Origin of the sequence: Mesorhizobium silamurunense, from assembly GCF_014843825.1 — a bacterium.
Taxonomy (GTDB): Bacteria; Pseudomonadota; Alphaproteobacteria; order Rhizobiales; family Rhizobiaceae; genus Mesorhizobium; species Mesorhizobium silamurunense.
The window spans coordinates 25092-46660 of the sequence record NZ_JHQR01000138.1; the positions used below are offsets into that span (position 1 = coordinate 25092).

The 21569-nt window shown below is 59.8% G+C and carries 20 protein-coding genes and 4 pseudogenes; 15 read left to right on the forward strand and 9 right to left on the reverse strand.

Features of this window, described 5'->3' with window-relative positions:
- Positions 1 to 508: 508 nt before the first annotated feature.
- The 5 genes and pseudogenes from DH10_RS15960 (at position 509) to DH10_RS15980 (ending at position 4159) form a co-directional block, all read left to right on the forward strand.
- Positions 509 to 1306, forward strand: a complete 798-nt coding sequence (locus DH10_RS15960) for a phosphodiesterase (protein ID WP_192384973.1) — start codon at positions 509 to 511, stop codon at positions 1304 to 1306.
- Between the two features lie 541 nt (positions 1307 to 1847).
- Complete coding sequence (locus DH10_RS15965) at positions 1848 to 2462, forward strand: protein-L-isoaspartate O-methyltransferase family protein (protein WP_343221552.1); 615 nt, start codon at positions 1848 to 1850, stop codon at positions 2460 to 2462.
- Positions 2386 to 2631 carry a protein-L-isoaspartate O-methyltransferase family protein gene (locus DH10_RS38205; RefSeq protein WP_425515332.1) on the forward strand — a complete coding sequence of 82 codons (246 nt, stop codon included), beginning with the start codon at positions 2386 to 2388 and terminating at the stop codon, positions 2629 to 2631. The genes DH10_RS15965 and DH10_RS38205 overlap by 77 nt, the downstream gene beginning before the upstream one ends.
- Before the next feature lie 663 nt (positions 2632 to 3294).
- A pseudogene (locus DH10_RS15975) lies at positions 3295 to 3419 on the forward strand (IS6 family transposase); the annotation flags it as partial.
- 302 nt (positions 3420 to 3721) lie between these two features.
- Positions 3722 to 4159 (forward strand): hypothetical protein, encoded by a 438-nt coding sequence (locus tag DH10_RS15980; RefSeq protein WP_192384975.1) that lies wholly within the window; start codon positions 3722 to 3724, stop codon positions 4157 to 4159.
- A gap of 121 nt (positions 4160 to 4280) precedes the next feature.
- On the opposite strand, the pseudogene DH10_RS37920 reads toward DH10_RS15980, so the two are convergent.
- A pseudogene (locus tag DH10_RS37920) lies at positions 4281 to 4488 on the reverse strand (hypothetical protein).
- A 588-nt stretch (positions 4489 to 5076) separates the two neighbouring features.
- On the opposite strand from DH10_RS37920, the gene DH10_RS15985 reads away from it, so the two are divergent.
- The 4 genes and pseudogenes from DH10_RS15985 (at position 5077) to DH10_RS16000 (ending at position 7903) form a co-directional block, all read left to right on the forward strand.
- Entirely contained in the window at positions 5077 to 5391 is a 315-nt protein-coding gene (locus tag DH10_RS15985; protein ID WP_192384976.1) for a co-chaperone GroES, read from the forward strand.
- Between the two features lie 50 nt (positions 5392 to 5441).
- Complete coding sequence (gene groL, locus DH10_RS15990) at positions 5442 to 7085, forward strand: chaperonin GroEL (protein ID WP_192384977.1); 1644 nt, start codon at positions 5442 to 5444, stop codon at positions 7083 to 7085.
- Positions 7086 to 7253: 168 nt separating this feature from the next.
- Positions 7254 to 7505 (forward strand): annotated as a pseudogene (locus tag DH10_RS15995) (4a-hydroxytetrahydrobiopterin dehydratase); the annotation flags it as partial.
- A gap of 65 nt (positions 7506 to 7570) precedes the next feature.
- The gene (locus DH10_RS16000) at positions 7571 to 7903 is read left to right on the forward strand and encodes a GMC oxidoreductase (protein ID WP_343221555.1); all 333 of its coding nucleotides are present in this window, start codon (positions 7571 to 7573) and stop codon (positions 7901 to 7903) included.
- Positions 7904 to 7999: 96 nt separating this feature from the next.
- Here the strand turns inward: DH10_RS16000 and DH10_RS16005 are convergent, their stop codons facing one another.
- The 8 genes and pseudogenes from DH10_RS16005 to DH10_RS16040 all read right to left on the reverse strand — a co-directional run bounded on the left by DH10_RS16005 (position 8000) and on the right by DH10_RS16040 (position 15188).
- Positions 8000 to 8704, reverse strand: a complete 705-nt coding sequence (locus DH10_RS16005; RefSeq protein ID WP_343221553.1) for an SDR family oxidoreductase — start codon at positions 8702 to 8704, stop codon at positions 8000 to 8002.
- Positions 8705 to 8775: 71 nt separating this feature from the next.
- On the reverse strand, positions 8776 to 9504 hold the full coding sequence (locus tag DH10_RS16010) for an SDR family oxidoreductase (protein WP_192248623.1): 729 nt from the start codon (positions 9502 to 9504) through the stop codon (positions 8776 to 8778).
- Between the two features lie 24 nt (positions 9505 to 9528).
- The gene (locus tag DH10_RS16015; RefSeq protein WP_192384979.1) at positions 9529 to 10293 is read right to left on the reverse strand and encodes a glucose 1-dehydrogenase; all 765 of its coding nucleotides are present in this window, start codon (positions 10291 to 10293) and stop codon (positions 9529 to 9531) included.
- Between the two features lie 38 nt (positions 10294 to 10331).
- Positions 10332 to 11600, reverse strand: a complete 1269-nt coding sequence (locus DH10_RS16020) for a D-tagatose-bisphosphate aldolase, class II, non-catalytic subunit (protein WP_192384980.1) — start codon at positions 11598 to 11600, stop codon at positions 10332 to 10334.
- Positions 11600 to 12589, reverse strand: a complete 990-nt coding sequence (locus DH10_RS16025; RefSeq protein WP_192384981.1) for a tagatose kinase — start codon at positions 12587 to 12589, stop codon at positions 11600 to 11602. Before DH10_RS16025 ends, DH10_RS16020 begins: the two co-directional genes overlap by 1 nt.
- A 34-nt stretch (positions 12590 to 12623) precedes the next feature.
- Complete coding sequence (locus DH10_RS16030) at positions 12624 to 13841, reverse strand: ROK family transcriptional regulator (RefSeq protein WP_192384982.1); 1218 nt, start codon at positions 13839 to 13841, stop codon at positions 12624 to 12626.
- Positions 13842 to 13965: 124 nt separating this feature from the next.
- Positions 13966 to 14190 (reverse strand): annotated as a pseudogene (locus DH10_RS16035) (ATP-binding cassette domain-containing protein); the annotation flags it as partial.
- Positions 14191 to 14300: 110 nt separating this feature from the next.
- Positions 14301 to 15188, reverse strand: a complete 888-nt coding sequence (locus DH10_RS16040; RefSeq protein ID WP_192248639.1) for a sugar phosphate isomerase/epimerase family protein — start codon at positions 15186 to 15188, stop codon at positions 14301 to 14303.
- A gap of 294 nt (positions 15189 to 15482) precedes the next feature.
- Here DH10_RS16040 and DH10_RS16045 point away from each other — a divergent pair, with 294 nt between their 5' ends.
- The 6 genes from DH10_RS16045 (at position 15483) to DH10_RS16070 (ending at position 21160) form a co-directional block, all read left to right on the forward strand.
- Positions 15483 to 16934, forward strand: a complete 1452-nt coding sequence (locus DH10_RS16045) for an extracellular solute-binding protein (RefSeq protein WP_246811571.1) — start codon at positions 15483 to 15485, stop codon at positions 16932 to 16934.
- A gap of 120 nt (positions 16935 to 17054) precedes the next feature.
- Positions 17055 to 17933 carry a carbohydrate ABC transporter permease gene (locus DH10_RS16050; RefSeq protein WP_192384984.1) on the forward strand — a complete coding sequence of 293 codons (879 nt, stop codon included), beginning with the start codon at positions 17055 to 17057 and terminating at the stop codon, positions 17931 to 17933.
- A gap of 3 nt (positions 17934 to 17936) precedes the next feature.
- Complete coding sequence (locus DH10_RS16055) at positions 17937 to 18773, forward strand: carbohydrate ABC transporter permease (RefSeq protein WP_192248648.1); 837 nt, start codon at positions 17937 to 17939, stop codon at positions 18771 to 18773.
- A 4-nt stretch (positions 18774 to 18777) separates the two neighbouring features.
- Positions 18778 to 19029 (forward strand): DUF2160 family membrane protein, encoded by a 252-nt coding sequence (locus DH10_RS16060; protein WP_192248651.1) that lies wholly within the window; start codon positions 18778 to 18780, stop codon positions 19027 to 19029.
- Between the two features lie 4 nt (positions 19030 to 19033).
- On the forward strand, positions 19034 to 20080 hold the full coding sequence (locus tag DH10_RS16065) for an NAD(P)-dependent alcohol dehydrogenase (protein ID WP_192384985.1): 1047 nt from the start codon (positions 19034 to 19036) through the stop codon (positions 20078 to 20080).
- An 18-nt stretch (positions 20081 to 20098) separates the two neighbouring features.
- Positions 20099 to 21160, forward strand: a complete 1062-nt coding sequence (locus DH10_RS16070; protein WP_192248656.1) for an ABC transporter ATP-binding protein — start codon at positions 20099 to 20101, stop codon at positions 21158 to 21160.
- The last annotated feature ends 409 nt before the right edge of the window (positions 21161 to 21569 follow it).

Consider the following 21569-nt stretch of genomic DNA (forward strand, 5'->3'; position numbering starts at 1 on the left):
GCCACGCCGAGTGCCAAAAGGACGGCGATTGTCGTCAGCATGCGCATGATCTTTCCGTTCCCGTTTGCTCGAAGGAGGATCATCTTGATGGCAACAAAGAGTATCCCTTAGTTGTGGCCCTCGGCTGCCACAGATGTGGCCAAATGGTGAAAGCCGTGCCTCGGAGCTGTTGCCTTGGACATGAACCGTGAGACCGGTAATTTTGCTGGGGTAGTGTCTACAGGGATTGGCAGCAAGGTCCGATCAAACACGGTCGTTTTCGTCATGGACGCGACGATCGAATGGATTACCTCGATCAAGGGGCGGAATTTACCCCAGCAAAATTACCGGTCTCCCCCCGAGGATGGCCGAACGCCTTGCCAGGAAACTCAGGCTCTGATGAGATAGCAGGGCTCCGAAAGCTCACGGCTTCGGAGCAGGTAAGGTACCGATCCGCATCGGCGCCACTCCATTCACCGCACGGGCGCCAACCGGCGCCCCCCTTATCCCTCCACTTGGACTTCTTTCCATGCTCGTTGCGCAGATTAGCGACTTCCATGTCCATCCCGTTGGCCAAATGGTATATGGTGGCATCGACACCAATGCCATGACGCGGCGCGCCATTGCCACGATCGCTGCCCTGGACCCTGTTCCCGATTGCGTCCTCGTCACGGGCGATCTTGCCGATAGCGGGGGCCTGGACGAGTACGCTCTCGTGGTTGATATCTTGTCCCGCCTGGCAATGCCGGTATTCGTCATTCCGGGCAATCACGACCGGCGCGAGGCGATGCGCGACGGCCTCGCCGCGGCCTATCCCTATCTGCGCCAAGCTGAGGATTTTCTGCATTACGTTGTCGAGGATTTTCCAGTTCGGCTCATCGGCCTCGACACGGTGGTGCCGGAAAAGGTCGGCGGTGCTATCTGCGCCGCACGAGCGGCTTGGTTTGCCGATCGTCTCGCTGAAGGCGACGGTCGCCCGACGCTGGTCTTCATGCATCACCCACCCTTCGTTACCGGTGTCAGCGGGATGGACGCGACGATGTGCCGAACCGACAGCGCATTCGCGGGGCTTGTCGAAAGCCATCCTGAAATTGAATGCGTGGTCGCCGGCCATCACCATCGCCCCATCACCCGTCGCTGGGCCGGCACGGTCGGCTTCGTTGTGCCCGGAGTGGCGCATCAGCTGGCGCTTGATCTTCGCCCGGGCCAGCCCATCCGATTTATCCTCGAGCCTCCGGGCTTTGCGCTCCACGCCTGGTCGCCCGAGACCGGCTTGGTCTCGCATGTCGCCCCAATCGGCGACTACGGACCGAGTCGCGATTTTTAGCTTTATCCCGGTTGTCCGTGGAAGCTCGAGAAATGAGCCGCTACTGCTGGCCTCGGCGGAAGCGGAGGCCGGAACGCGCATCCAAACAGCGCCGTAGTGACGGTCCGGAGGCGGCGTAAATGCAACGGGAGCGCCGCGCCGGCTGTGCCGGCGTTCGCCCTCGCCTCGCCTGCAGCGCGAATAGCGCTGCTGGCTCGCCCAGGTTCGGTCATCGTCAATTACCAGATCACGCACGATCAGCACGGGAAGGAGCCAGTGAGCGACAGCGCAGGGTTCGGCGTCGTTTTGGCCTTCCTATTGGTGCTCAACTGGCTGGCGATCCGCTATATTGATGTTGTCGCCTGGCTGGCGAGCTTCTGATGCGCACGCCGTTCCACCCCCCCGGTGCGAGGAACGGGAGAGCACCAAGGACGCGACGAAATAGCAGGGCGGTACAACCCGCCCCAACCGAAGCCGCGTTCTCGACGACATGGTTACTGTGACAAGACGAACAGGGTATAGGCTATCAGGCAGCAGACTGGTCGCGGAAAGCCCCACCGTCATGAAACCGATGAACGAAGAGCAGCTCGCGGTTCTACGTAGGCACATGGTCGAGATGATTGCGATACATGCCGACCTTGCAAGCGAAGAACTCGGCAAGGCAACGCTCGATGAGCGGGTGCTGGCAGCGATGCGGCGGGTCCCGCGACATCTCTTCGTGCCAGCCCCGGTCGCGCCTTATGCCTACCAGGACATGCCGCTGCCGATCGGTTTCGGCAAGACTGTCTCGCAGCCCTTCATTGTCGCTCTGATGACCGATCTCCTTGCTCCCCAACCGCATGAGGCAGTGCTCGAGATCGGCACCGGCCTGGGCTATCAAACCGCAATCCTCGCGGAACTCGCCGAGCAAGTTTGGAGCGTCGAAATCATCGAGGAATTCGCAAGCCATGCCGAGGCCCTCCTGCAGGACCTCGGCTTTTCCAATATCACCATTCGTGTCGGAGACGGGTCTCGCGGCTGGCCCGAGCACGCCCCATTCAACAAGATCCTGGTCAGCGTGGCGGCGCCTCCTGCAGGACCTCGGCTTTTCCAATATCACCATTCGTGTCGGAGACGGGTCTCGCGGCTGGCCCGAGCACGCCCCATTCAACAAGATCCTGGTCAGCGTGGCGGCTGAACGGACGCCGTCGGCTTTGCTTGAGCAGCTCAAGCCAGGGGGACGCCTGGTACTGCCTGTTGGATCTGAAGAAGTACAGTTGCTGACTGTCATCGACAAGGGCGCGGCAGGGCAACTCAAGACTCGGAAACTCATCCCAGTTCGGTTCAGTCGGCTCGAAACGGTCTAATGAGGGGTGCGGCTGCGCGGAGCCGTGCTGGAAGATCAGGATAACGCGCGCCGCATCGATCACACGGGCGCTGGATGGCATCGCCGATCTTTTGACATCCATGCCGCAACGCTACTCGTCGAGCACGCCTGCAGCCGCCGGTCGCAGCCGCTGGCGATCATGCCGGCGCGGTCGTATTGCGCGCTTCTCAAAGACCCTTATCCAGCCTACTGTGCGCCTACCAGAGGGCAAATGGGTCGCTCATCTGGGAAATGACGGCCAAAGGCTCAAGGAATTCGCCCAGTGGCCAACACGTAGGGGGCAGGAGGTAACGATGGATCTCAAGGACAGGCGCCTCTGGTACGGCGTGGTAGCCGTGATCGTGGTATTGGTCGTGATTGCGTATGCGGCTGGTTGGTTTGGCGGCACACCGATACCAGCGCCGCAGCAGTGAGAGCGATCGTCATTCTCGCTTGTCGGCAGCTGACTGCTCAGTCTCTAAAGGTCGAAGGAAGGGATCCCTGATTGGCTGTTTCGCTGGTTCGGCTACCATCCTGACGACGCACAGCCTGGACCGGTTTTGAGATGGCTTCCGCTCAACCTGTTGGACGGACCGGTTCCTGGATCGCGCGCAATCCGCAACACTCCGCCATCGGGCCGGGTAACTTCGATAATGGTTTCGACACGGACAAACTGCGATACTACGGAGTAGCCAGGCGCCAGGTCATGCCGGAAGTCGTACACTGGAGCCACAAGGGCCTAACGACCGGGCGGAGAACTCGCATCAGCCCGGCCTTCGGCGGTTTCGAAGCTAAACTGCCACTCCCTTGATCCCGCTGCCCGGCCAGCAATGGAGCCGGGCTACTCCAGCACAGACTCTGCCCGTCGATCACCTCGATCGGCACGGACTCCAGACCAACATCGTCGCACAGCCGCGCATTTGACCGCGTTCGCCAAATTATGGCCGGGTCTTTGCGAAGCCTCTACATCTGCGTGAACGAAGCCCTCCAGGCATCATCGTGATTGGACTTGATGATCCGTTGGAGTCACGTTGGTCCCAGGTATAAGTAGGAAATGGGTGGACCAACTATCGTCCGAATAGGAGGCCAACATGAAGCACCAGACGATCGAGCAACTGCAGATCGTCGCCGAGATCGATCAGGCCTACCCGCGCCAGGCCATGTCGCGCAGCGAACGTCTTGAACGCTGGGCGGAGCTCCTGGAACGGAACCCTGACCGGCGTCTCTCGACACTGCCTCAGACCGAGTATCAGCCGGTTAGAGTACGCGCGGCCATGCGCGGCGACGGCTCGCCGATCTCAGTCGCTTTCGAGGATCCTGTCCTCCGCGCCGCCGGGTTGGAAAACGACAACTACGGCGAAGCGAAGCGGTTCTTCGAACTGACCGACAGGCAATTGCATGAGATCATCTGCTATTGTCATTTTGGCGCGACGGTGACCGCCGCAACGGCCGCCCATCACATCCGTGCGGTGCCTACCGGGAGACAGCCCGGCATGTTCGCTCGGTTGCGTGAGGCGTTCGTCGGATAAAGCCAGCGCCGTTTCGCAGCATCATTTTTGAAGCGGCTCGCATGGAAAGCCGCCGCCGCAGCGCAGGCAAGCGCTCCCCACGCGGGAAGGCTGCGTTGCATGAAGAATGGTGCGGTCATGATTATCCAAGGTCCTTTTCGAGAGCGGCGTCAAGGTCTGCTGGGCTGAGCTGCACCATCTGTTGCGCCGAACTCTGCAGGGCGATTGCCGGCAGGTGAATGAACGCGCCGACGCGTCGCCAGGCAAGCCTGGAGGATCCCCTCAATCGATTCCTCGTCGTGATCGACGCGGTAGTCTCCGGCAGGTTGCGGCGCCTCAAAACCCGGCAGCCGGAACGCGGATGAAAAGTCAACGACGGTCTACGTGGTGCGACTGGCCATGGGTGCGGCTTTCCGCAGGAGCACGCCGACGCCCCTCCTGCATCTTTTCCATCCGAACCGGAAAGGTCCCAATGCTGCCAGTACATCCGTGGTCAGCGCCGTGGTTCAAAGGCTCGAACAGAGCGACATGCGTGCCGGATAAGCGCTATACATTTGCTGTCGAAAATTCGGTGCTTCATGGCGGGTCGAAGGTCGCGGACCTATGTCGATCGGGACCGCGAAAACCAAATCTGCCAAATCCACGCGATCTATATATGTGTCTCGAATGCACATTAAATAAAGTATAAATACGGTTTGTTCGTAATTTAGGATTAATATAGTCTGTTTTTCTGAAAAGTTAAGATGGATGAATTATAATAAAATTGCTTATTGCTCCGCCTTTCTGGCGGTCAAAAGCGCCGGTAACAACGAGTGATTTACATTTCAAATATTTTCGGCTTGAGGAATTAAATATTTGGCACTCCTATCATTCGAGTGCCAAAGGGGCTATGGTAGGTGTTGCAGTCGCTCTATGTGCGGCGGCAGAAAGAACCCCCAATGAAATTCCGACCACTCCACGACCGCGTCGTCATTCGACGCGCGGAAGGCGATACCAAATCCAAGGGCGGGATCATCATTCCCGACACCGCCAAGGAAAAGCCCCAGGAAGGCGAAGTGATCGCCGTCGGCCCAGGTTCACGTGACGAAAGCGGCAAGCTGATCCCGCTCGACGTCAAAGCCGGCGATCTCATCCTGTTCGGCAAATGGTCCGGAACCGAGGTCAAGATCGACGGCGAGGATCTCCTGATCATGAAGGAGAGCGACATTATGGGCATCGTCGAGAAGACCAAAGCGACCAAGAAAGCCGCCTGACCGGGCGATTTGCGCTCTGCTAATTTCTAGACTGAACTGGACGTAAAATCATGTCTGCCAAGGAAATCAAATTCGCTACCGATGCCCGCGACCGGATGCTGCGTGGCGTCGAAATTCTCAACAATGCCGTCAAGGTGACGCTCGGCCCCAAGGGCCGCAATGTCATCATCGACAAGGCCTATGGCGCGCCGCGCATCACCAAGGACGGGGTCGCCGTCGCAAAGGAAATCGAGCTTTCCGACAAGTTCGAGAACATGGGCGCGCAGATGGTGCGTGAAGTGGCCTCGAAGACCAACGACCTTGCCGGTGACGGCACGACGACAGCGACGGTGCTTGCCGCTTGCATTCTGCGCGAAGGCACAAAATTTGTTGCCGCCGGCATGAATCCGATGGATCTCAAGCGCGGCATCGACCTTGCTGTGGCTGCCGTGGTGAAGGACATTCAAGCCCGGGCCAGGAAAGTCAAATCCTCGGACGAGATCGCCCAGGTTGGCACGATCGCCGCCAATGGCGACGCGTCGGTCGGCGCCATGATCGCCAAGGCGATGAACAAAGTCGGCAATGACGGCGTCATCACCGTCGAGGAAGCCAAGACCGCCGAGACCGAACTCGATGTCGTCGAAGGCATGCAATTCGACCGTGGCTATCTTTCTCCCTATTTCGTCACCAATGCCGACAAGATGCGCGCGGAGCTGGAGGACCCCTACATCCTCATCCACGAGAAGAAACTCGGCAATCTGCAGGCGTTGCTGCCGATCCTCGAAGCGGTCGTACAAAGCGGCAAGCCGCTGCTGATCATCTCCGAGGACGTCGAAGGCGAAGCGCTGGCGACGCTGGTCGTCAACAAGCTGCGCGGCGGCCTCAAGGTCGCGGCCGTCAAGGCGCCAGGCTTCGGCGACCGCCGCAAGGCGATGCTGGAAGATATTGCCGTGCTCACCGCCGCCCAGATGATTTCCGAGGAGTTGGGCATCAAGCTGGAGAACATCACCATCGACATGCTCGGCCGCGCCAAGCGCGTGCTGATCGAGAAGGACACCACCACGATCATCGACGGCGCCGGCACCAAGGCGACCATCCAGGCGCGCATCCAGCAGATCAAGGGACAGATCGAGGACACCACCTCCGACTATGACAAGGAAAAGCTGCAGGAGCGGCTGGCGAAGCTTGCCGGCGGCGTTGCGGTGATCCGCGTCGGCGGCGCCACCGAGTCCGAGGTCAAGGAAAAGAAGGACCGCATCGACGACGCGCTGAATGCCACGCGCGCCGCTGTCGAAGAAGGCATCGTTCCAGGCGGCGGCGTGGCGCTGCTGCGCGCCAGGTCGGCACTCAAGGGTCTGACCGGCGCCAATGCCGATGTGACGGCTGGCATTTCGATCGTGCTGAGGGCACTTGAAGCGCCGATCCGCCAGATCGCCGAGAATTCCGGCGTTGAAGGCTCGATCGTCGTTGGGAAACTCATGGACAGCAAGGATCACAATCAAGGTTTCGATGCTCAGACCGAACTCTACGTCGACATGATCAAGGCCGGTATCGTCGACCCCGCCAAGGTCGTTCGGACGGCCCTGCAGGATGCCGGCTCGATTGCCGCGCTCCTGATCACCGCTGAAGCAATGATCGCGGACATTCCGCGGAAGGATGCGCCCGCTATGGGTGGCGCAGGAGGTATGGGCGGAATGGGCGGAATGGACTACTGAGCGGCGCCTGAAATTATAGCCAGGACGACGGGAGGCCAGCGACGCGGGCACATGCGAGTCGATATCTCGGCGATCATCGGTTCGCTCGACATCGTGTTCGGGGAGATCGATCGATAGGCGCTCGTCGCTGTCGTTTTTGCTGCTAAAAATGGTCTTGGAGATAAGAACATGACCGACACTCTTGCCGAGAAAACATGTACGCCTTGTCGCGGCGGCGTCCCGCCGCTCACGCGTGATGAAGCCCAACGCTTCCAGGCACAGGCTCCTGATTGGGAGCTGGGTGACGATGCCCACCGCATCCAGCGGAGCTTCCGATGCCGCAATTTCCGGGACGCGCTCGCCCTTGTTTAGGAGATCGGTGAGCTCGCCGAAACCGAAAGCCATCACCCCGACATCAGCTTCGGCTGGGGTTATGTGACGGTTTCCCTGAGCACCAAGAAGATAAAAGGACTGCACGAGAACGATTTCATCATGGCGAAAGATCGATCGGGTGTTCGATCGCTCGGGCCGGCCCCTCGACCGCCAGCAGTGACACGGCAAATCCATCGCAAAGCGACGGCGCGCTGGACGCTTTCATCCGCGAACGCGTCGGCACGCTGTTTCATCCGGTCGGCACATGCGCGATGGGACGCGGCCCGGAAGCGGTCGTCGATCCCGAAACGTTGCGCGTGCATGGCGTGCAGGGGCTGCGGGTTGTCGACGCGTCCATTATGCCGACCCTCGTCTCAGCCAATACGGTAGCGGCGACTTATTGCCTTGCTGAGAAGGCCGCGGACCTGATCAAACAGGACATAGCCGAGTTTGCATCTGCGGCATAAGGGGAAAGGACACGAGTTCGAGAACCTGTTCTGGAACGCCTTCGCTCTGGCTCCCCTCGAGCGGGAAAGCTTACGATACGGCGAGAGGTGAAGCTTCTATTTCACGCTGAAGCCGCCGTCTGCCATCAGCACCGCCCCATTGATGATTCCAGCCTCGTCGGATGCGAGATAGCGTGCTGCGGCCGCGATCTCCGAAGGCTTGGCAAAGCGCCCGACAGGAATATCCCTTTTGGCCTTTTCTCCTTTTTCGCCAGACCACCCGACAAGCGCCATCGGCGTTTCGACTACCGTTGGTGCGATTGCGTTGGCGGTAATGCCAAACCTGGCCCATTCAATAGCCATCACCTTTGTCAGGTTGATCAGGCCTGCCTTGCTGGCGCCATAGGCAGCATGCTCCTCGATGGCGATAACGCCGGCTTGCGAGGAGATGTTGATGACGCGACCTCGCCCCGAGGTCTTGAGATAGGGCAGGGCAGCGGCGGCGACGAGCCAAGGACCTCGGAGGTTGATCCGCATCGTCTTGTCCCAAACCTCGACATTTGCTTCTTCCGCAGGGAAAACAATGCCCAACCCGGCGTTGTTGACGAGGATGTCGATTCCCATCGCCGCGCCGATCTGGTCGACGACGGAAGCGATGGCAGCCGGATCTTCAAGATCGAGGACGAAGCTTCTATGGTGGGCCCCAAGGCGCGATGCCAACCCCGACGGGTCGTTGATGTCGACAAGGGCAAGTCGTGCCCCGGTCGCCGCGAAACACTCCGCCATTGCCTTGCCAATTCCGCCGGCGGCGCCGGTAATCACGACCGTACGACCCGCTAGGTCATTCATGGGAACGCTCGCTCCTGGTCACGCGACGGCTGCCCGCTTCCGGTTCAGATGTCGAAATTGGTCGGCAGGACGACCACGTCCCGGATCGTGACGTTGCGCGGTCGGGTCAGCATGAACATAACCGCATCCGCGACCTCCTTCGGTTCAATCAGGCTACCATTCTCCTTAGCCTTGCGGAGATTTTCTTCCGGCCAATCGGCAAGAAGGGCGGAGATCACTGGACCCGGAGAAACCTGTCCGACGCGAATCCCGTGCTTGTTCAACTGGCGGCGCATCGTCTGCACAAAACAGGTCATGGCCCATTTGGATGCCGAATAGACCGGCTCCCACGGCACTGGAAAATGACCGGCAACCGAACTGGTGACGACGATGTCGCCACCGCCGCGTTCGATCATGTGCGGGATTACGGTCCGGACGTTCTTCATGACCGCGTTGACGTTCAGGTTCAGCATCCGGTCGATGGCATCGAGGTCCGTCTCGGTCAAATCGCCCCCGATGTATGAACCTGCATTGGCATGAAGGATGTCGAGATGCCCCGCTTTCTCGACGATGCCATTCAGAAGCGTTGCGCAGCTCGCCGGATCGAGCAGGTCGATCGTGAGCGGAATGGCCTTTTTACCCAGCTTCTCGCAAAGCGCTTCCATAGCCGTCTGGTTACGATCGATCATGACCACGGTCGCGCCTTCACCAAGCATGGCCTCCACGCTTGCCAGTCCGATGCCCGACGCGCCTCCAGTAACTGCTGCAACCTTGCCTTCTAGTTTCCCTACCATGATGTCTTTCCGATCCCTGTTGGTTCAGTGAGTGGTGTAGCCGCCGTCCGCCGTGAGCACGGCGCCGGTGACATAGCTTGCCGCGTCCGAGCACAGGAACAGCGCGCAGGTGGCCATTTCCTCCGGTTCAGCGAAGCGGCCCATCGGCGTATTCTCGGTCCAGACGCTGTTCCACTGCGGGTTGGCTATGCCGCCTTCGGTCATGTCGCTGATCACATAGCCAGGTGCCAGGGCGTTGACGCGTATGTTGCGGGCCGCATATTCGAAGGCCATGACCTTCGTCATTTGGTGAATTGCGGCCTTCGAGGAATTGTAGGCGACTTGCAGTTGCGGCTTGTTGGCCACATCGGCGGAAATCGAGCCGATGTTGAGAATTGCGCCGCCAGCCTGGCGCAGCATCGGCTTTATCGCCTCTCGCGCAATGCGAAATGGAGCAACACGATTTGTCTCGAGAATGAAGTTGAGGCGCTCGTCATCGAATTCATGGAAATTGCCATTGTCGGCAACGCCGGCGTTGTTGACGAGGATGTCGAGCTGACCGAACCGTTCGAGCGTCGCGCTGACCAGTCTGCCGGGCGTTTCACGATCGCGGACATTCCCCGCGCTCCAGGCGACACGGTCGCGATGCTCCTCCAGAAGGTCCTTCACCGCATCTGTGCAGGTCCGGCCTGTGATCACCACGTTTGCGCCGGCCTCCACAAAGATCTTCACGATGGCCAGGCCGATGCCACGGCTTCCGCCCGTAACCAACGCGGTTTTCCCGTCGATCCTGAATTTGTCCAACGCCACCGTCTTCCTCCGTTTGCGTTATCCGTAGCGCTCGACGGTCAGGTGCCGCACGCCCGACCATAGGTTTCAATGCTTTGCCGGATGTGACCGATCACGATCTCTTCGCCGTCGCAGTCGAGGTCGGCCCAGGCAGCTGCCGAAGGCAGGTGCTGTAGAAAGAGAGTCACCGGCACGATCCGACCTTTCAGCGTCATGAAGAGCCGGTCACAAGCTTCTCTGGCTTGCGGGGTGGCCCAATAGTATCGGATCCGATCCGAGTAAGAGTAATGGCGCAGGACGCGTTTTTCGGCATCGTCGCCGCGATAGTGACTTTCCCAATTCTTCGAGGCGACGCGCATCAGAGCCTCCATGGCATGATAAAGCGGGCGTTCGCCATAGCCGGGCACGAGGTCGGAAGCGATCAGGTCGAGTGCGTAAAGCGCTTCGCGCAGCTTGAAGGTAAGTTCCGGGCCGACCTTGAGGATGGCAAAGCCGTCCTCGACGAGTTCACGCAATGGGCCTTCGCCCTGATAGTCTGTCGAATGGGCTTCGAAGATCAGCGTCGGCAATTCGCTTAGCGTAGCCGCCAGAGCGTGGGCTTTCACCCGATCGTAGAAAATCACGTTCTGGTTGCCGAACTCCACGCCCGGCTGCACCACAAGGCCAATGGCGCGGGAAAACGCGTCGTCTAGCCCGGCAGACTGGAACGCTTTCGCGTGAACGGCGTGCGTTTGACGGGCAGCCGCGGGGCTGGTCGGGGTGATCGCATCCAGCGCATGATCGGCACCACCGGGCGGCGGCACTTCCGTGCCAATGATGTAGATCGGACTCGCCCCTCCACTTTCTCTCGCCGCCCGTTCCGCAACGCCCGCCAGTCTGGCCGCGCGCTCAGCCACGATGTGGTCATCGAGCGCGATGGGTTCCCCCTTGCAGCCCATCGAGGCATCGAGATGGATCTTTCGGAAGCCCGCTCGGACATAGGCATCCACCATCGCCCCCGCTTGCCCCATTGCCTCACTGGCATCCCGGTCCTTCCACGGATTGGGCCCGAGATGGTCGCCGCCAAGCACGATTAGATGCTTCGGACATTGCTCCGCCGCCGCGAGCGTCTCCACCATGGCCGCGAAGTCAGACGGCGTCATGCCGGTATAGCCACCCAGATGGTTGACCTGATTGCACGTCGCCTCGAGCAGAACGGTGGTGCCTGTGTCCCGGCCGCGGCGCAGTGCGGCTTTCAGCACCAACGGGTGTGCGGAGCAGACCGAGGTCACCCCCATTTTCTTTCCTTGCCTATGCAGGGACGGCAAATCTTCGATCGCCACGCGCATCAGCTTCTTCTCGCCGTTCGTGCAATGAAGTCTTCCAGTTCGGCGCGCGTGCCAGCGCCCTCCATTGGACCCAGGCGCGTCACGTTGCGTGCGCCGGCCGCATTGCCGAATTCGAGCGCCCGCTCGATGGGCATGCCCAGCCGCCGGCATGCGACATATGCTCCGCCGAAACAGTCGCCGGCGCCGGTCGGATCCGTCTCATCGACGAGAAAGCCGGGACATTGCGCATGCGCGCCGGATCGATGGTAGGCCGACGATCCATCCTTGCCGCGCTTGATCGCGATCTCTTTGACGCCGTGGTTGAACAGCGCCTTTATCGCGGGCTGCTCGGTGTCCACACCTGCGGCGAGGAACAACTCTTCGCCCGACGGCAGCAACAAGTCTGCCTTGTCGACGAGGGCCGCGAATTTCTCCTCGGTCTGGCCGTGGGTCAGCAGTTCCTTGCGCAGGTTCGGATCAAGCGACATCGTGCCGCCGCGCGCCTTGATCACAGCGATCGCATGTTCGGTGATCGCCCAAGCTGCGGGGCTGGCGAAGACGGTTCCCATGACGTGGATATGGCCGCAGCGTGTGATGAGTGCCTCGACCTCGCGAGTCCATTCCAAGCGGGCCGCTGCGGACTTGGCGATGTTGTATACAAAATCTCGGCTACCGTCCTTGCGGTACCGGACGAAGGCGCTGCCGGTCGGGAAATCCGACGAAACGGCAATAGCGGAAATGTCGACGCCGTCCCGCTTCAGACGTTCGGTGTTGACGACACCGAAATCGTCATCGCCAACCGCACCGACAATCGCGGCCGCTCCGCCCATACGAGCGCATTGATCAATGAAGATTGCGGGCGCGCCGCTCGGGAACGGGCCAATGAACTCGATGGGCTCCCTAAAGCCAGCGCCGGCTTTGCTCGCGACGATCTCGACCAGTATCTCTCCGACAGTGACGGTCGGCCCGAGTGAATCCGGCGCCAGTGTTTGGGTAGGGTCGTTCGTCAAATGTCAGATCCTGCGTTTGAGGCCGTCTCGCATTTCAGGCTTCGGAAGTCTCGGAGCCCGAAACCGCGTCCCTGCTGAACATCTGGTTGTCGAGCGACATGAAGCGCTGGTGCATGATGCAAGCGGCTCCGAAAGCGGATCCGTATGCGGCGCTCTCGTTGAAGACGATCTCTGGAATGGGAAAGGTTTCGGCCTGAAGGCTGCGGATATGCGCGTCGACCCGTGCGGCTACCAATGGGTAGAGTTCTGCTACAGACCCGCCCAAAACGATGCGGTTGGGATCAATCAACCGCGATATCTGAACGACGGCAAATGCAAATAGGGTGGCCCATTCCTCTGCGAGTTGCACTGCTTGCGGGACGCGGTCGCGGACGTTGCGCAAAAACGCGTCAAGGTCGGCGTCCGGATTGAATTGTCGGTAGGAAGACAGAATTCGATCGCGTCCGAAGGCCTGCTCCAGATTGCGGTACGTCGGGTTTCGTGTCTTGAGGTGGCCGACTTCGCCTGCAAGACCATTGCCGCCACGAAACAGCTTGCCGTCGATCACGATTCCGCCGCCGACGCCGGTCTCGATGACCATGAAGAAGGTCACGCCGCTCGCCGCTTCCGGCTGGCTGTAGGTGATGCCGATGCCGAATGCATTGCCGTCATTTTCCGCGCACACCGGAATTTCAGCGGGAAGAAGGCTTCGGGTGAGGGCTGTGAGATCAAGATTTCGCCATCCGAGTATAGGTGCGACATGGATGAAACCGTTCTGATCCATTTGCCCCGGCACCGTAATCCCGAGCCCTTGGCACCGCACCAGCCTGTCCTTGCCGATCTCGGCGAAAGCCCGGTTGATGGCGACGCGAACCGCGTCTTGCGGATCGCTATTGTGCCCGTCGAAGCGGTTTGTGGCGCTGTGGATGATCTTGCCGGCAAGGTCAATCTCAACGCAGGTCATATGCTCAACGCCTATTTCGACGCCGATAAAGAAAACAGCCTCGGGTACAATTTCCACGAGGATGCCCGGTCTCCCGGCTCTGGGTTGACCTGCCGAATTCGTAAGGTTGGTCTCTGGGACCTCACGAACAAGCCCGACCTCCACGAGTTCCAGAACGATATTGCCAGCCGACGAACGGTTCACCCCCATGTGCCTGGCAAGTTCTGCCCGGCTCAGCGGACCGAAGCGATGGAGGGCGTTCAATGTCGCCACCGCGTTGCTCTGACGAATCCTGCGCGGAGAGCTGCTGGCAAAGGTCGCATGGTTCATGGCAGGCTCCTGCATATTCGCTCCCAGCCTATACCGCACCAGAGCCCGGTTTGCCGCCTTACGACGGCAAACGCCGGACCGTTTTGTCTCGATAAACTGCCGCGCGCCGATAAAATGTGCGCTACACCGCCTCGGCTGGTGAGGACAAGTTCACCTCGCGACCCCTGACCACTACAGACCCTGCGTCGCGTCGCAGTATGCCCATCAGAATACCGAGGAAGGTCGACTTGCCGGCGCCGTTCCCGCCGCAGAGCGCATTGACCGTGCCGGCGCGCAGCTGGATCTGGCCGTCGATTAGCGCCGGGACGCCGCCAAAACTCTTGGCGACATTGCTGGCGCCAAGGAGCAACGGCGCAACACCGGTGCCTCGTTCGTCGGCATTGGCTATTCCTGTTCCATCCTCCCATCCTCTTCGATCCCGGCGGCGCGGGTCGCGACCGGCCCACAGTCCTTGACCCCTCAGGCAGCCTTGTTGATCTCGGCCCGACGCACGGCCTCCGCCCAATGGCTTTCGATGAAAGCCCGGGCGTGCGCGGCGAGCGGATTGTTGTCATCCCAGGTATCGCGCCAGATAGCACAGACGCGTGACAGCGCTTCATCGACGATGGCGCTTGAGAAGCTTTCGAAGGTGATGTCGCGGTTGTGAAAGCCGATATCGACCAGCGCGGAAAAGATGCTCGGAAAGTCGATCGTGCCGGTGCCGAGATAGCCACGGTAGTTTTCGTTGAAGTGGAAATAGGCCACCTTCTCGCCGGCCATGCGGAGGGCGCCGGCCGGGCTGGCCTCCTCGATGTTCATGTGGAACGTGTCGAGATGCAGGAAAACGTCGTCGCGGCCGGTATCCTTGATGAATTTCAGGCCCTGCGCGGCCGTGTTCAGCAGGTTGGATTCGAAGCGATTGACCACTTCGAGAACGATTTGCACGCCACAGTCCTTCGCTACGTTTGCGGTCGCGGCAACGGCTTCGGCACTGTTCATCCAGCCACCGCGTGTCGGCATCCGGTCGTATTTGCCGTGCTTCGAATACAGGATGCCGCCCAAGCGGATTCCGCCAATGTCGCGGACTGCCTTGACAGCGTCGGACAGCATCAATGTTCCCTTGGCGACCACGGCCTTGTCTTCGCTTGAGACGTCCGCGTCTGCGGGCAGGCCCATCGTGACGACGACCTCGACATCCAGTGCCTTGGCCTTTTTGGCTAAGCGATCAAGGTCGAATTTCTCGGGGCGCAGATAGGCGAATTCGATCAGGCGAAAGCCATGCTCCGCCGTCTTGTCGAGCGCCATTTCGAGGCCTTCCTGGGTCTGGCCGTTTGTCCAAACAAACGAATGGATACCGAGACGCCGCATTGGTTCCCCTCCTGCAAAATCATTTTGCATGCTGAAGATACAAACTGGGAGTCAAATGCTCCAATTTTGACATCGACGCAAGAGGATCCCGTAGCATTCCGCATCGTCATCAGAATCGCCGCATCGAGAAAAATCATTTAGAATCATGCATATAGGATGGAGAAAATTGGCGTTAAAAATTTTTCTCTTCGCAGTTGCAGCAAAAATAATATGCAGCCTTGCACAACAAAAGTTGCGCGAATTAGATTTTTGTTCTAGGGAAAAGGCAGTCGACGGCATTGGGCCGCTCGTTGTTTGGGAGGAATGCAGATGAACGTTCGAGTGAAGCTCGGCGTGACTGTTCTTGCGGTCGCGCTGATGTCGGGAACCGCGCTGGCAGCCGGTAATGACGACTTCTGGGCAAAGGCAGCCGAACCCTACAAGGGCGTCGTCCTGCATGGCGTCACTGAAAGCACGCCGCCGTCAAATTACATCAAGGACGTTCTCGCGCCCGAATTCGAGAAGAAGACGGGCATAAAGGTCGACATCGAAACCACCTCATGGGACCAGATGTACGACAAGGCCATCAAGGATATGGAAGCCGGCACCGGCATCTACGACGTGGTCTATATCGAGCAGGACATCATCTACTCATACCTGGCGCGGAACTTTCTGACCGACATCACGAAGGCGCTGAAGGACAAGCCTGAACTCAAGGCGTCGACCTATGACGATGCCAAATTCACCAGCTTCGCCAACTATTTCAAGCAGGATGGCGACCTCTATGGCGTGCCGATGGAGGCGTTCCTGAAGATCTACTGCTATCGCAAGGACCTGTTCAACGACCCGGAGATCAAGGCCGCATTCAAGAAGCAGACCGGGCATGACCTGAAGCCGGCCACGACCCATGAGGAATACACCGAAATCGCCGACTTCTTCACCAAATGGGGCAAGGACCACAATCTGCAACTCTGGGGCTCGACCGCGCAAGCCCACACCGGTCATCCGGCATCATGGTATGAGTTCTTCGAGTCGGTCGCGCCAACCTTTGGTGTCTACAGCTGGGGTATCGACGCGAGCAAGAACTACGCGGCCACCGTCGAGCATGGCGGCGCAATGAACAGCGACAAAGCCAAGGCTGCCCTGAAATGGTGGTTGCACCTGCGCGACATCGCACCGCCGGAATCGGCGCAATCGACCTGGAGCGAGGTTGCCACGACCTTCGCCGCCGGTCGTGCTGCTCAGGGTCTGGTCTATGGTGAGAACGCCGCCTGGATCGAGACCGACACTTCGAAGTCGAAGGTTACAGGCCAGGTAGGTTTCGCCCTGCCGACGCTTTCGCCGGGGGTGATGGATGACGCCAAGTCGGGCAAGGGCTACGTCGGCTATTACGACGGCGGCGCCTTCGGTCTTCCGGTCACCTCGAAGAACAAGGAAGCGGCGCTGCTGTTCCTTGAATATATCGGCCAGGACGAGGTGCAGCCCGGTTGGGCGGTCGCTGCGCCGCGGATCACGAACACCGCGACCTTCGATGCTCCTGAGGTCAAGGACATGGATGTCAAGCTCGGCGGCTTCTATACGATGCTGAAGGACGAGGGCAAACTCTTTGCCGGCGCTCCGCCCTATCCGTTCCACGCCCAGGTCCGCGAAGCCACCGCGCCGATCTTCTACGACATCCTGACCGGCAAGATCGGGCCTGACGAAGGTCTCGACAAGATGGCGGCCAAGGCCGAAGAGGAACTGACCTCCCTCGGCTACCGCAAGTAAGCTACATCCTCCCGGTAGTCGAGCGGGCCGCCGCCCTCGCGAGGCGGCGGCCCAACCGTCACGGGACATGGTAGCATGCGACAGGTGCCGGACAGGTTGATCGCAAGGGGAGGATGGGAAATGAAATCCAACACGTTTGGCTGGATACTGCTGGCTCCGACCATAGTCGTCCTGTTCTTCTTCGGTGTCCTGCCGTTCCTCTACGTGGTTTATGTCTCGTTCCACCAGTGGAACCCCTTCGCCGCCAATCCGTACATGATCTACAACGGCGCCGGAAACTTCCGGCAGATCGTCTTCGACGGCGCGTTCCTGGCCTCGCTCGGCGTGACCGTCGCCTTCGTGTTCTTCGCCGTCCTGACCGAGGTCATCGTCGGCTACCTGCTTGCGCAGGCCTTCATGTCGGACTTCCCGGGCAAGGCCTTCTTCCGCACCATTCACACCTTGCCGCTGATCATCGCGCCAATCATCGTCGGCTCGATCTGGAAGCTGATGACGACACCATCCATCGGCATCATCCCGCATCTGCTCCAGTCAAGCGTCGGTTTCGACTTGAACATCGGCCAGAGCGCCGCCGCCGCCTTCATCATCACCATCATCATGGACGTTTGGCACTGGACGCCTCTGGTGACCTTGACCCTGATCGCCGCGCTGGTTTCGCTACCGCCCGACCCGTTCGAGCAGGCTCAGATCGACGGGGCGGGCAAGTGGCAGATCTTTTGGCACATTACCCTGCCGATGATTGCCCCCGCCGTGATGGCCACCGTCTTCATTCGCCTTATGGATGCTCTGCGCATCGTGGACGAGGTGCTCATGCTGACAGGTGGCGGCCCGGGCTCGGCCACCCGCTACATCGGCGTGCACATCTTCCGGGAGGTCTTTCCGCGAACGAACTACGGCTACGGGTCGGCGATTTCGGTCGTCGTCCTCTATCTCACGATTGTGGCCTGCTGGCTGCTCTACACGGGCATGCTCGCGCCGCGTAAACCCAGGAAGAGCTAGTCGATGAAAAAGAAGACGCCCTGGCCCTATGTCTTCTTCTGGGTCCTCATCAGCTTCCTGACGCTGTTCCCGATCTATTGGCTGTTCGTCATCTCGGTGACGCCGTCGTTCGAACTGTTTTCGACACCCAGCGTGATCCTGCAGCATGTCGACTGGCAGAACTACACTGAGGTCATCGGCAATCCCACCCTGAGGGGATACATGATGAACTCGCTGCTCATATCGTCGGGTAACGCGATCCTAACCACGACGTTCGGCTTCTTTGCCTGCTACGCGCTGTCGCGCTTCAATCTGAGCGGCAAGGAAAGCATCTTCTTCTGGACGATTACCAACCGGATGGCGCCGCCGGCGGTGTTCCTGCTGCCACTCTTCCTCTTGCTGACCAAGGTCTACAGGATCGAGGGGTTCACGCTGCTCGACACACGGATCGGCATGATCCTAGTCTACTGCACGTTCAACCTGCCCTTTGCGATCTGGACGCTGCGGCCGACCGTGGACGGCATTCCGAAAGAGCTCGATGAAGCCGCCTTTGTGGACGGTGCGAGTCCGTGGAAGGTGATCACCGAGGTCGTCTTCCCGCTCTGCCGTCCTGGCCTTGCGGTCACGTTGATCCTCACCTGGGTCTTCGCCTGGAATGAATACCTGCTGGCGGCCACTCTGACGAACTTCAACGCTCGTACGCTGACGACCGGACTGTCGGAGTATGTCACGACGACCGGAACCGCCTGGGGCATCATGGCGGCGATCTCAATCTTCACGCTGATCCCGGCGCTGATCGTCTTTTCAGTCGTGCAACGGCACATTGTGGCCGGCCTGACGTTCGGCGCCGTCAAAGGGTGATCTCATGGCCAGCAAAATGGAAAACATCGACAAGCCGATCGACATCCTCGACGATGCGAACGCTCCGCCGATAGCGGAAAAGAGCGGCTTTCTGCCGATCGAAACGAACTGGTTCGATCGGCTCTTCATCTCCGTCGTCATCTGGGTGGCGATGTCGCTTCTATGGTTCCGGTTCATCGAACCCTTGGGCTTGTCGATCTGGATCTCCAACGTGATCGCACTGGCTCTGGCAGCGTTCATCATCGCAAAGGGCTGATCACATGGATGCGCTTGTTCTCGAGGAAAAACTGAATCTCTCGCTCCGCGATTTTCCGATTGAGCGTGAGGAAAAGCTCGGCCCGCGCGACGTGCGCATCAAGTTGCACACGGTCGGTATCTGCGGCTCTGACGTCCATTATTATACCCACGGCAAGATCGGCCCCTTCGTTGTCAGGGAGCCGATGATCCTCGGCCACGAGGCCTCCGGCACGGTCCTCGAGATTGGCTCCGAGGTGACTACGCTGAGGGAAGGCGACCGTGTCTGCATGGAACCAGGCATCCCGGATCCGAATTCGAGGGCGACGCGACTCGGTAAATATAATGTCGACCCAGCCGTGCGGTTCTGGGCAACCCCGCCCGTCCACGGAATCCTGCGGCCGGCCTGCGTCCATCCCGAAGCCTTCACCTTCAAGCTGCCGGACAATGTGTCCTTTGCGGAGGCAGCGATGGTCGAGCCGCTTGCGGTCGGCGTCCATGCGGCCACGAAAGCCCGTATCAAACCGGGCGATATCGCGGTCGTGCTTGGGGCCGGGCCGATCGGCCTCGTAACTGCACTCTCCGCCCTGGCTGGCGGCTGCGCGCGCGTTTATGTGAGCGACCTGGCCGAAAAGAAGCTCGAGATCGCTGAGAGCTTGAGCCGTGCCATCATCGGCGTGCAGGTGGGCAAGGACGACCTTGCTGAACGCGTGAAGCGCGATACCGACGGTTGGGGCGTGGACGTATTGTTCGAGGCGTCCGGCTCACCCAAGGCCGCCTCGACGGTGTTCGAACCGCTGGCTCCCGGCGGATGTGTTGTCATGATCGGCGGCCAGTCCGATCCGATCTCATATGATACCGGGGCAGCGATGATCCGCGAGGCGCGGGTCGAGAACATTTTCCGCTACGCGCATGTCTTCCCGCGCTGTGTGGCGATGCTGTCGTCCGGCGCCATCGACGTCAAGCCGCTGATCACGCGCAAATTCGAATTCAAGGACAGCGTGCGGGCGTTCGAGATTGCCGCGTCGGCCCCGCCGGCGGACGTGAAAATGCAGATAGAACTGCCGCAATGACCATAGGGAGACGCGTTCGTGGCTGATGTCAAAATCGAAAAGGTCTTCAAGCGCTACGGCAGTGTGCAAATCATGCATGGTGTCGGCGTCGATATCGAGGACGGCGAGTTCGTCGTGCTCGTCGGACCGTCGGGCTGTGGAAAATCCACGCTCCTGCGCATGATTGCCGGTCTCGAGGAGATCAGCGACGGCACGATCAGCATCGGCGGGCGCATCGTCAACGACATGCCGCCGAAGGATCGCGATATCGCGATGGTCTTCCAGTCCTACGCGCTCTATCCGCACAAGACCGTGTTCGACAATATCGGCTTCCCGCTGAAGATGGCCAAGCGCTCGCCAGCGGAAATCAAGGAGAAGGTCCACAAGGCGGCGGAGATTCTCGATCTGACGAAATACCTGGGCCGTTACCCGAAGCAGCTCTCCGGCGGTCAGCGCCAGCGTGTCGCCATGGGCCGTGCCATCGTTCGCGATCCACAGGTCTTTCTGTTCGACGAACCGCTATCGAACCTCGACGCGAAGCTGCGTGTGACAATGCGCGTCGAGATCAAGGAACTGCATCAGCGCCTGAAGACCACGATCGTCTATGTGACGCACGATCAGATCGAGGCGATGACCATGGCGGACAAGATTGTCGTCATGCGTGACGGCCGGGTCGAGCAGATCGGCGCGCCACTCGATCTGTACGACAATCCCCAAAACGTCTTCGTCGCCGGATTTATCGGGTCGCCGTCAATGAATTTTGTGCAAGGCACTATCAAAGGCTCCGGGACAAACAAGCAGTTTGTGTCCGACAGTGGGCTGGCACTGCCGGTCCCGGCTACCGCTGCTGCCGATGGCCAGACAGTCACCTACGGCGTCCGGCCCGAACATATTTCCGTCGGCCCCGAGGGTATTCCGCTCAGAGTCGTTGTGACTGAGCCCACTGGAGCGGAGACTCAGATTTTCGCAAAGGCTGGCAAGGACATGATGGATGCCGTCGTGAAGGAGCGAATTTCCGCAGCTCCAGGAGAGGAAATCGGCTTCGTCATCGATCCAGCAAATGTGCACTTGTTCGATCGCAAGACCGAGCAGCGCATATGAAACAGGGCGCCATAAGCGAATCCGAAAATCTCGTGAAAGATTGAAGGGGTTGCGGCCGAAAATGTGCGCAGGGGACGGCTTGGGCGTTATCGGATAGCCGATCACAGTTAAAACCCTTCGCCGCCGTGAACGAGAGGGGCGCCCTTAGCGACAGTGTCCTGAACGAAGTCATCCATAATGGAGAGCCGCCCGGCTGGTGATAAGCGGGCCTATCTGAACGCCCGCTCAAGACCTTTTCCGGCAATTATCCTTATGCTCCGTTCCATGAAACCGACGATGAACGATTCGTAGGCATCTTCGTGAATGTAGAAGCGAGTATCGCCGACGCCGTCATCGGCCTCTACCTCATCTGTCACAAACCGGCAGCGTCAACAAAATGCTCGTAACCGCCCGGTTGTTACCGCGGAGA

Excerpts from the sequence above, each read along its gene's own strand:
- DH10_RS15960 (WP_192384973.1), top strand. The coding sequence starts at position 509 with ATGCTCGTTGCGCAGATTAGCGACTTCCATGTCCATCCCGTTGGCCAA.
- DH10_RS15965 (WP_343221552.1), top strand. The coding sequence starts at position 1,848 with ATGAAACCGATGAACGAAGAGCAGCTCGCGGTTCTACGTAGGCACATG.
- DH10_RS15980 (WP_192384975.1), top strand. The coding sequence starts at position 3,722 with ATGAAGCACCAGACGATCGAGCAACTGCAGATCGTCGCCGAGATCGAT.
- DH10_RS15985 (WP_192384976.1), top strand. The coding sequence starts at position 5,077 with ATGAAATTCCGACCACTCCACGACCGCGTCGTCATTCGACGCGCGGAA.
- groL (WP_192384977.1), top strand. The coding sequence starts at position 5,442 with ATGTCTGCCAAGGAAATCAAATTCGCTACCGATGCCCGCGACCGGATG.
- DH10_RS16010 (WP_192248623.1), bottom strand. The coding sequence starts at position 9,504 with ATGGTAGGGAAACTAGAAGGCAAGGTTGCAGCAGTTACTGGAGGCGCG.
- DH10_RS16020 (WP_192384980.1), bottom strand. The coding sequence starts at position 11,600 with ATGCGCGTGGCGATCGAAGATTTGCCGTCCCTGCATAGGCAAGGAAAG.
- DH10_RS16030 (WP_192384982.1), bottom strand. The coding sequence starts at position 13,841 with ATGAACCATGCGACCTTTGCCAGCAGCTCTCCGCGCAGGATTCGTCAG.
- DH10_RS16040 (WP_192248639.1), bottom strand. The coding sequence starts at position 15,188 with ATGCGGCGTCTCGGTATCCATTCGTTTGTTTGGACAAACGGCCAGACC.
- DH10_RS16050 (WP_192384984.1), top strand. The coding sequence starts at position 17,055 with ATGAAATCCAACACGTTTGGCTGGATACTGCTGGCTCCGACCATAGTC.
- DH10_RS16055 (WP_192248648.1), top strand. The coding sequence starts at position 17,937 with ATGAAAAAGAAGACGCCCTGGCCCTATGTCTTCTTCTGGGTCCTCATC.
- DH10_RS16060 (WP_192248651.1), top strand. The coding sequence starts at position 18,778 with ATGGCCAGCAAAATGGAAAACATCGACAAGCCGATCGACATCCTCGAC.
- DH10_RS16065 (WP_192384985.1), top strand. The coding sequence starts at position 19,034 with ATGGATGCGCTTGTTCTCGAGGAAAAACTGAATCTCTCGCTCCGCGAT.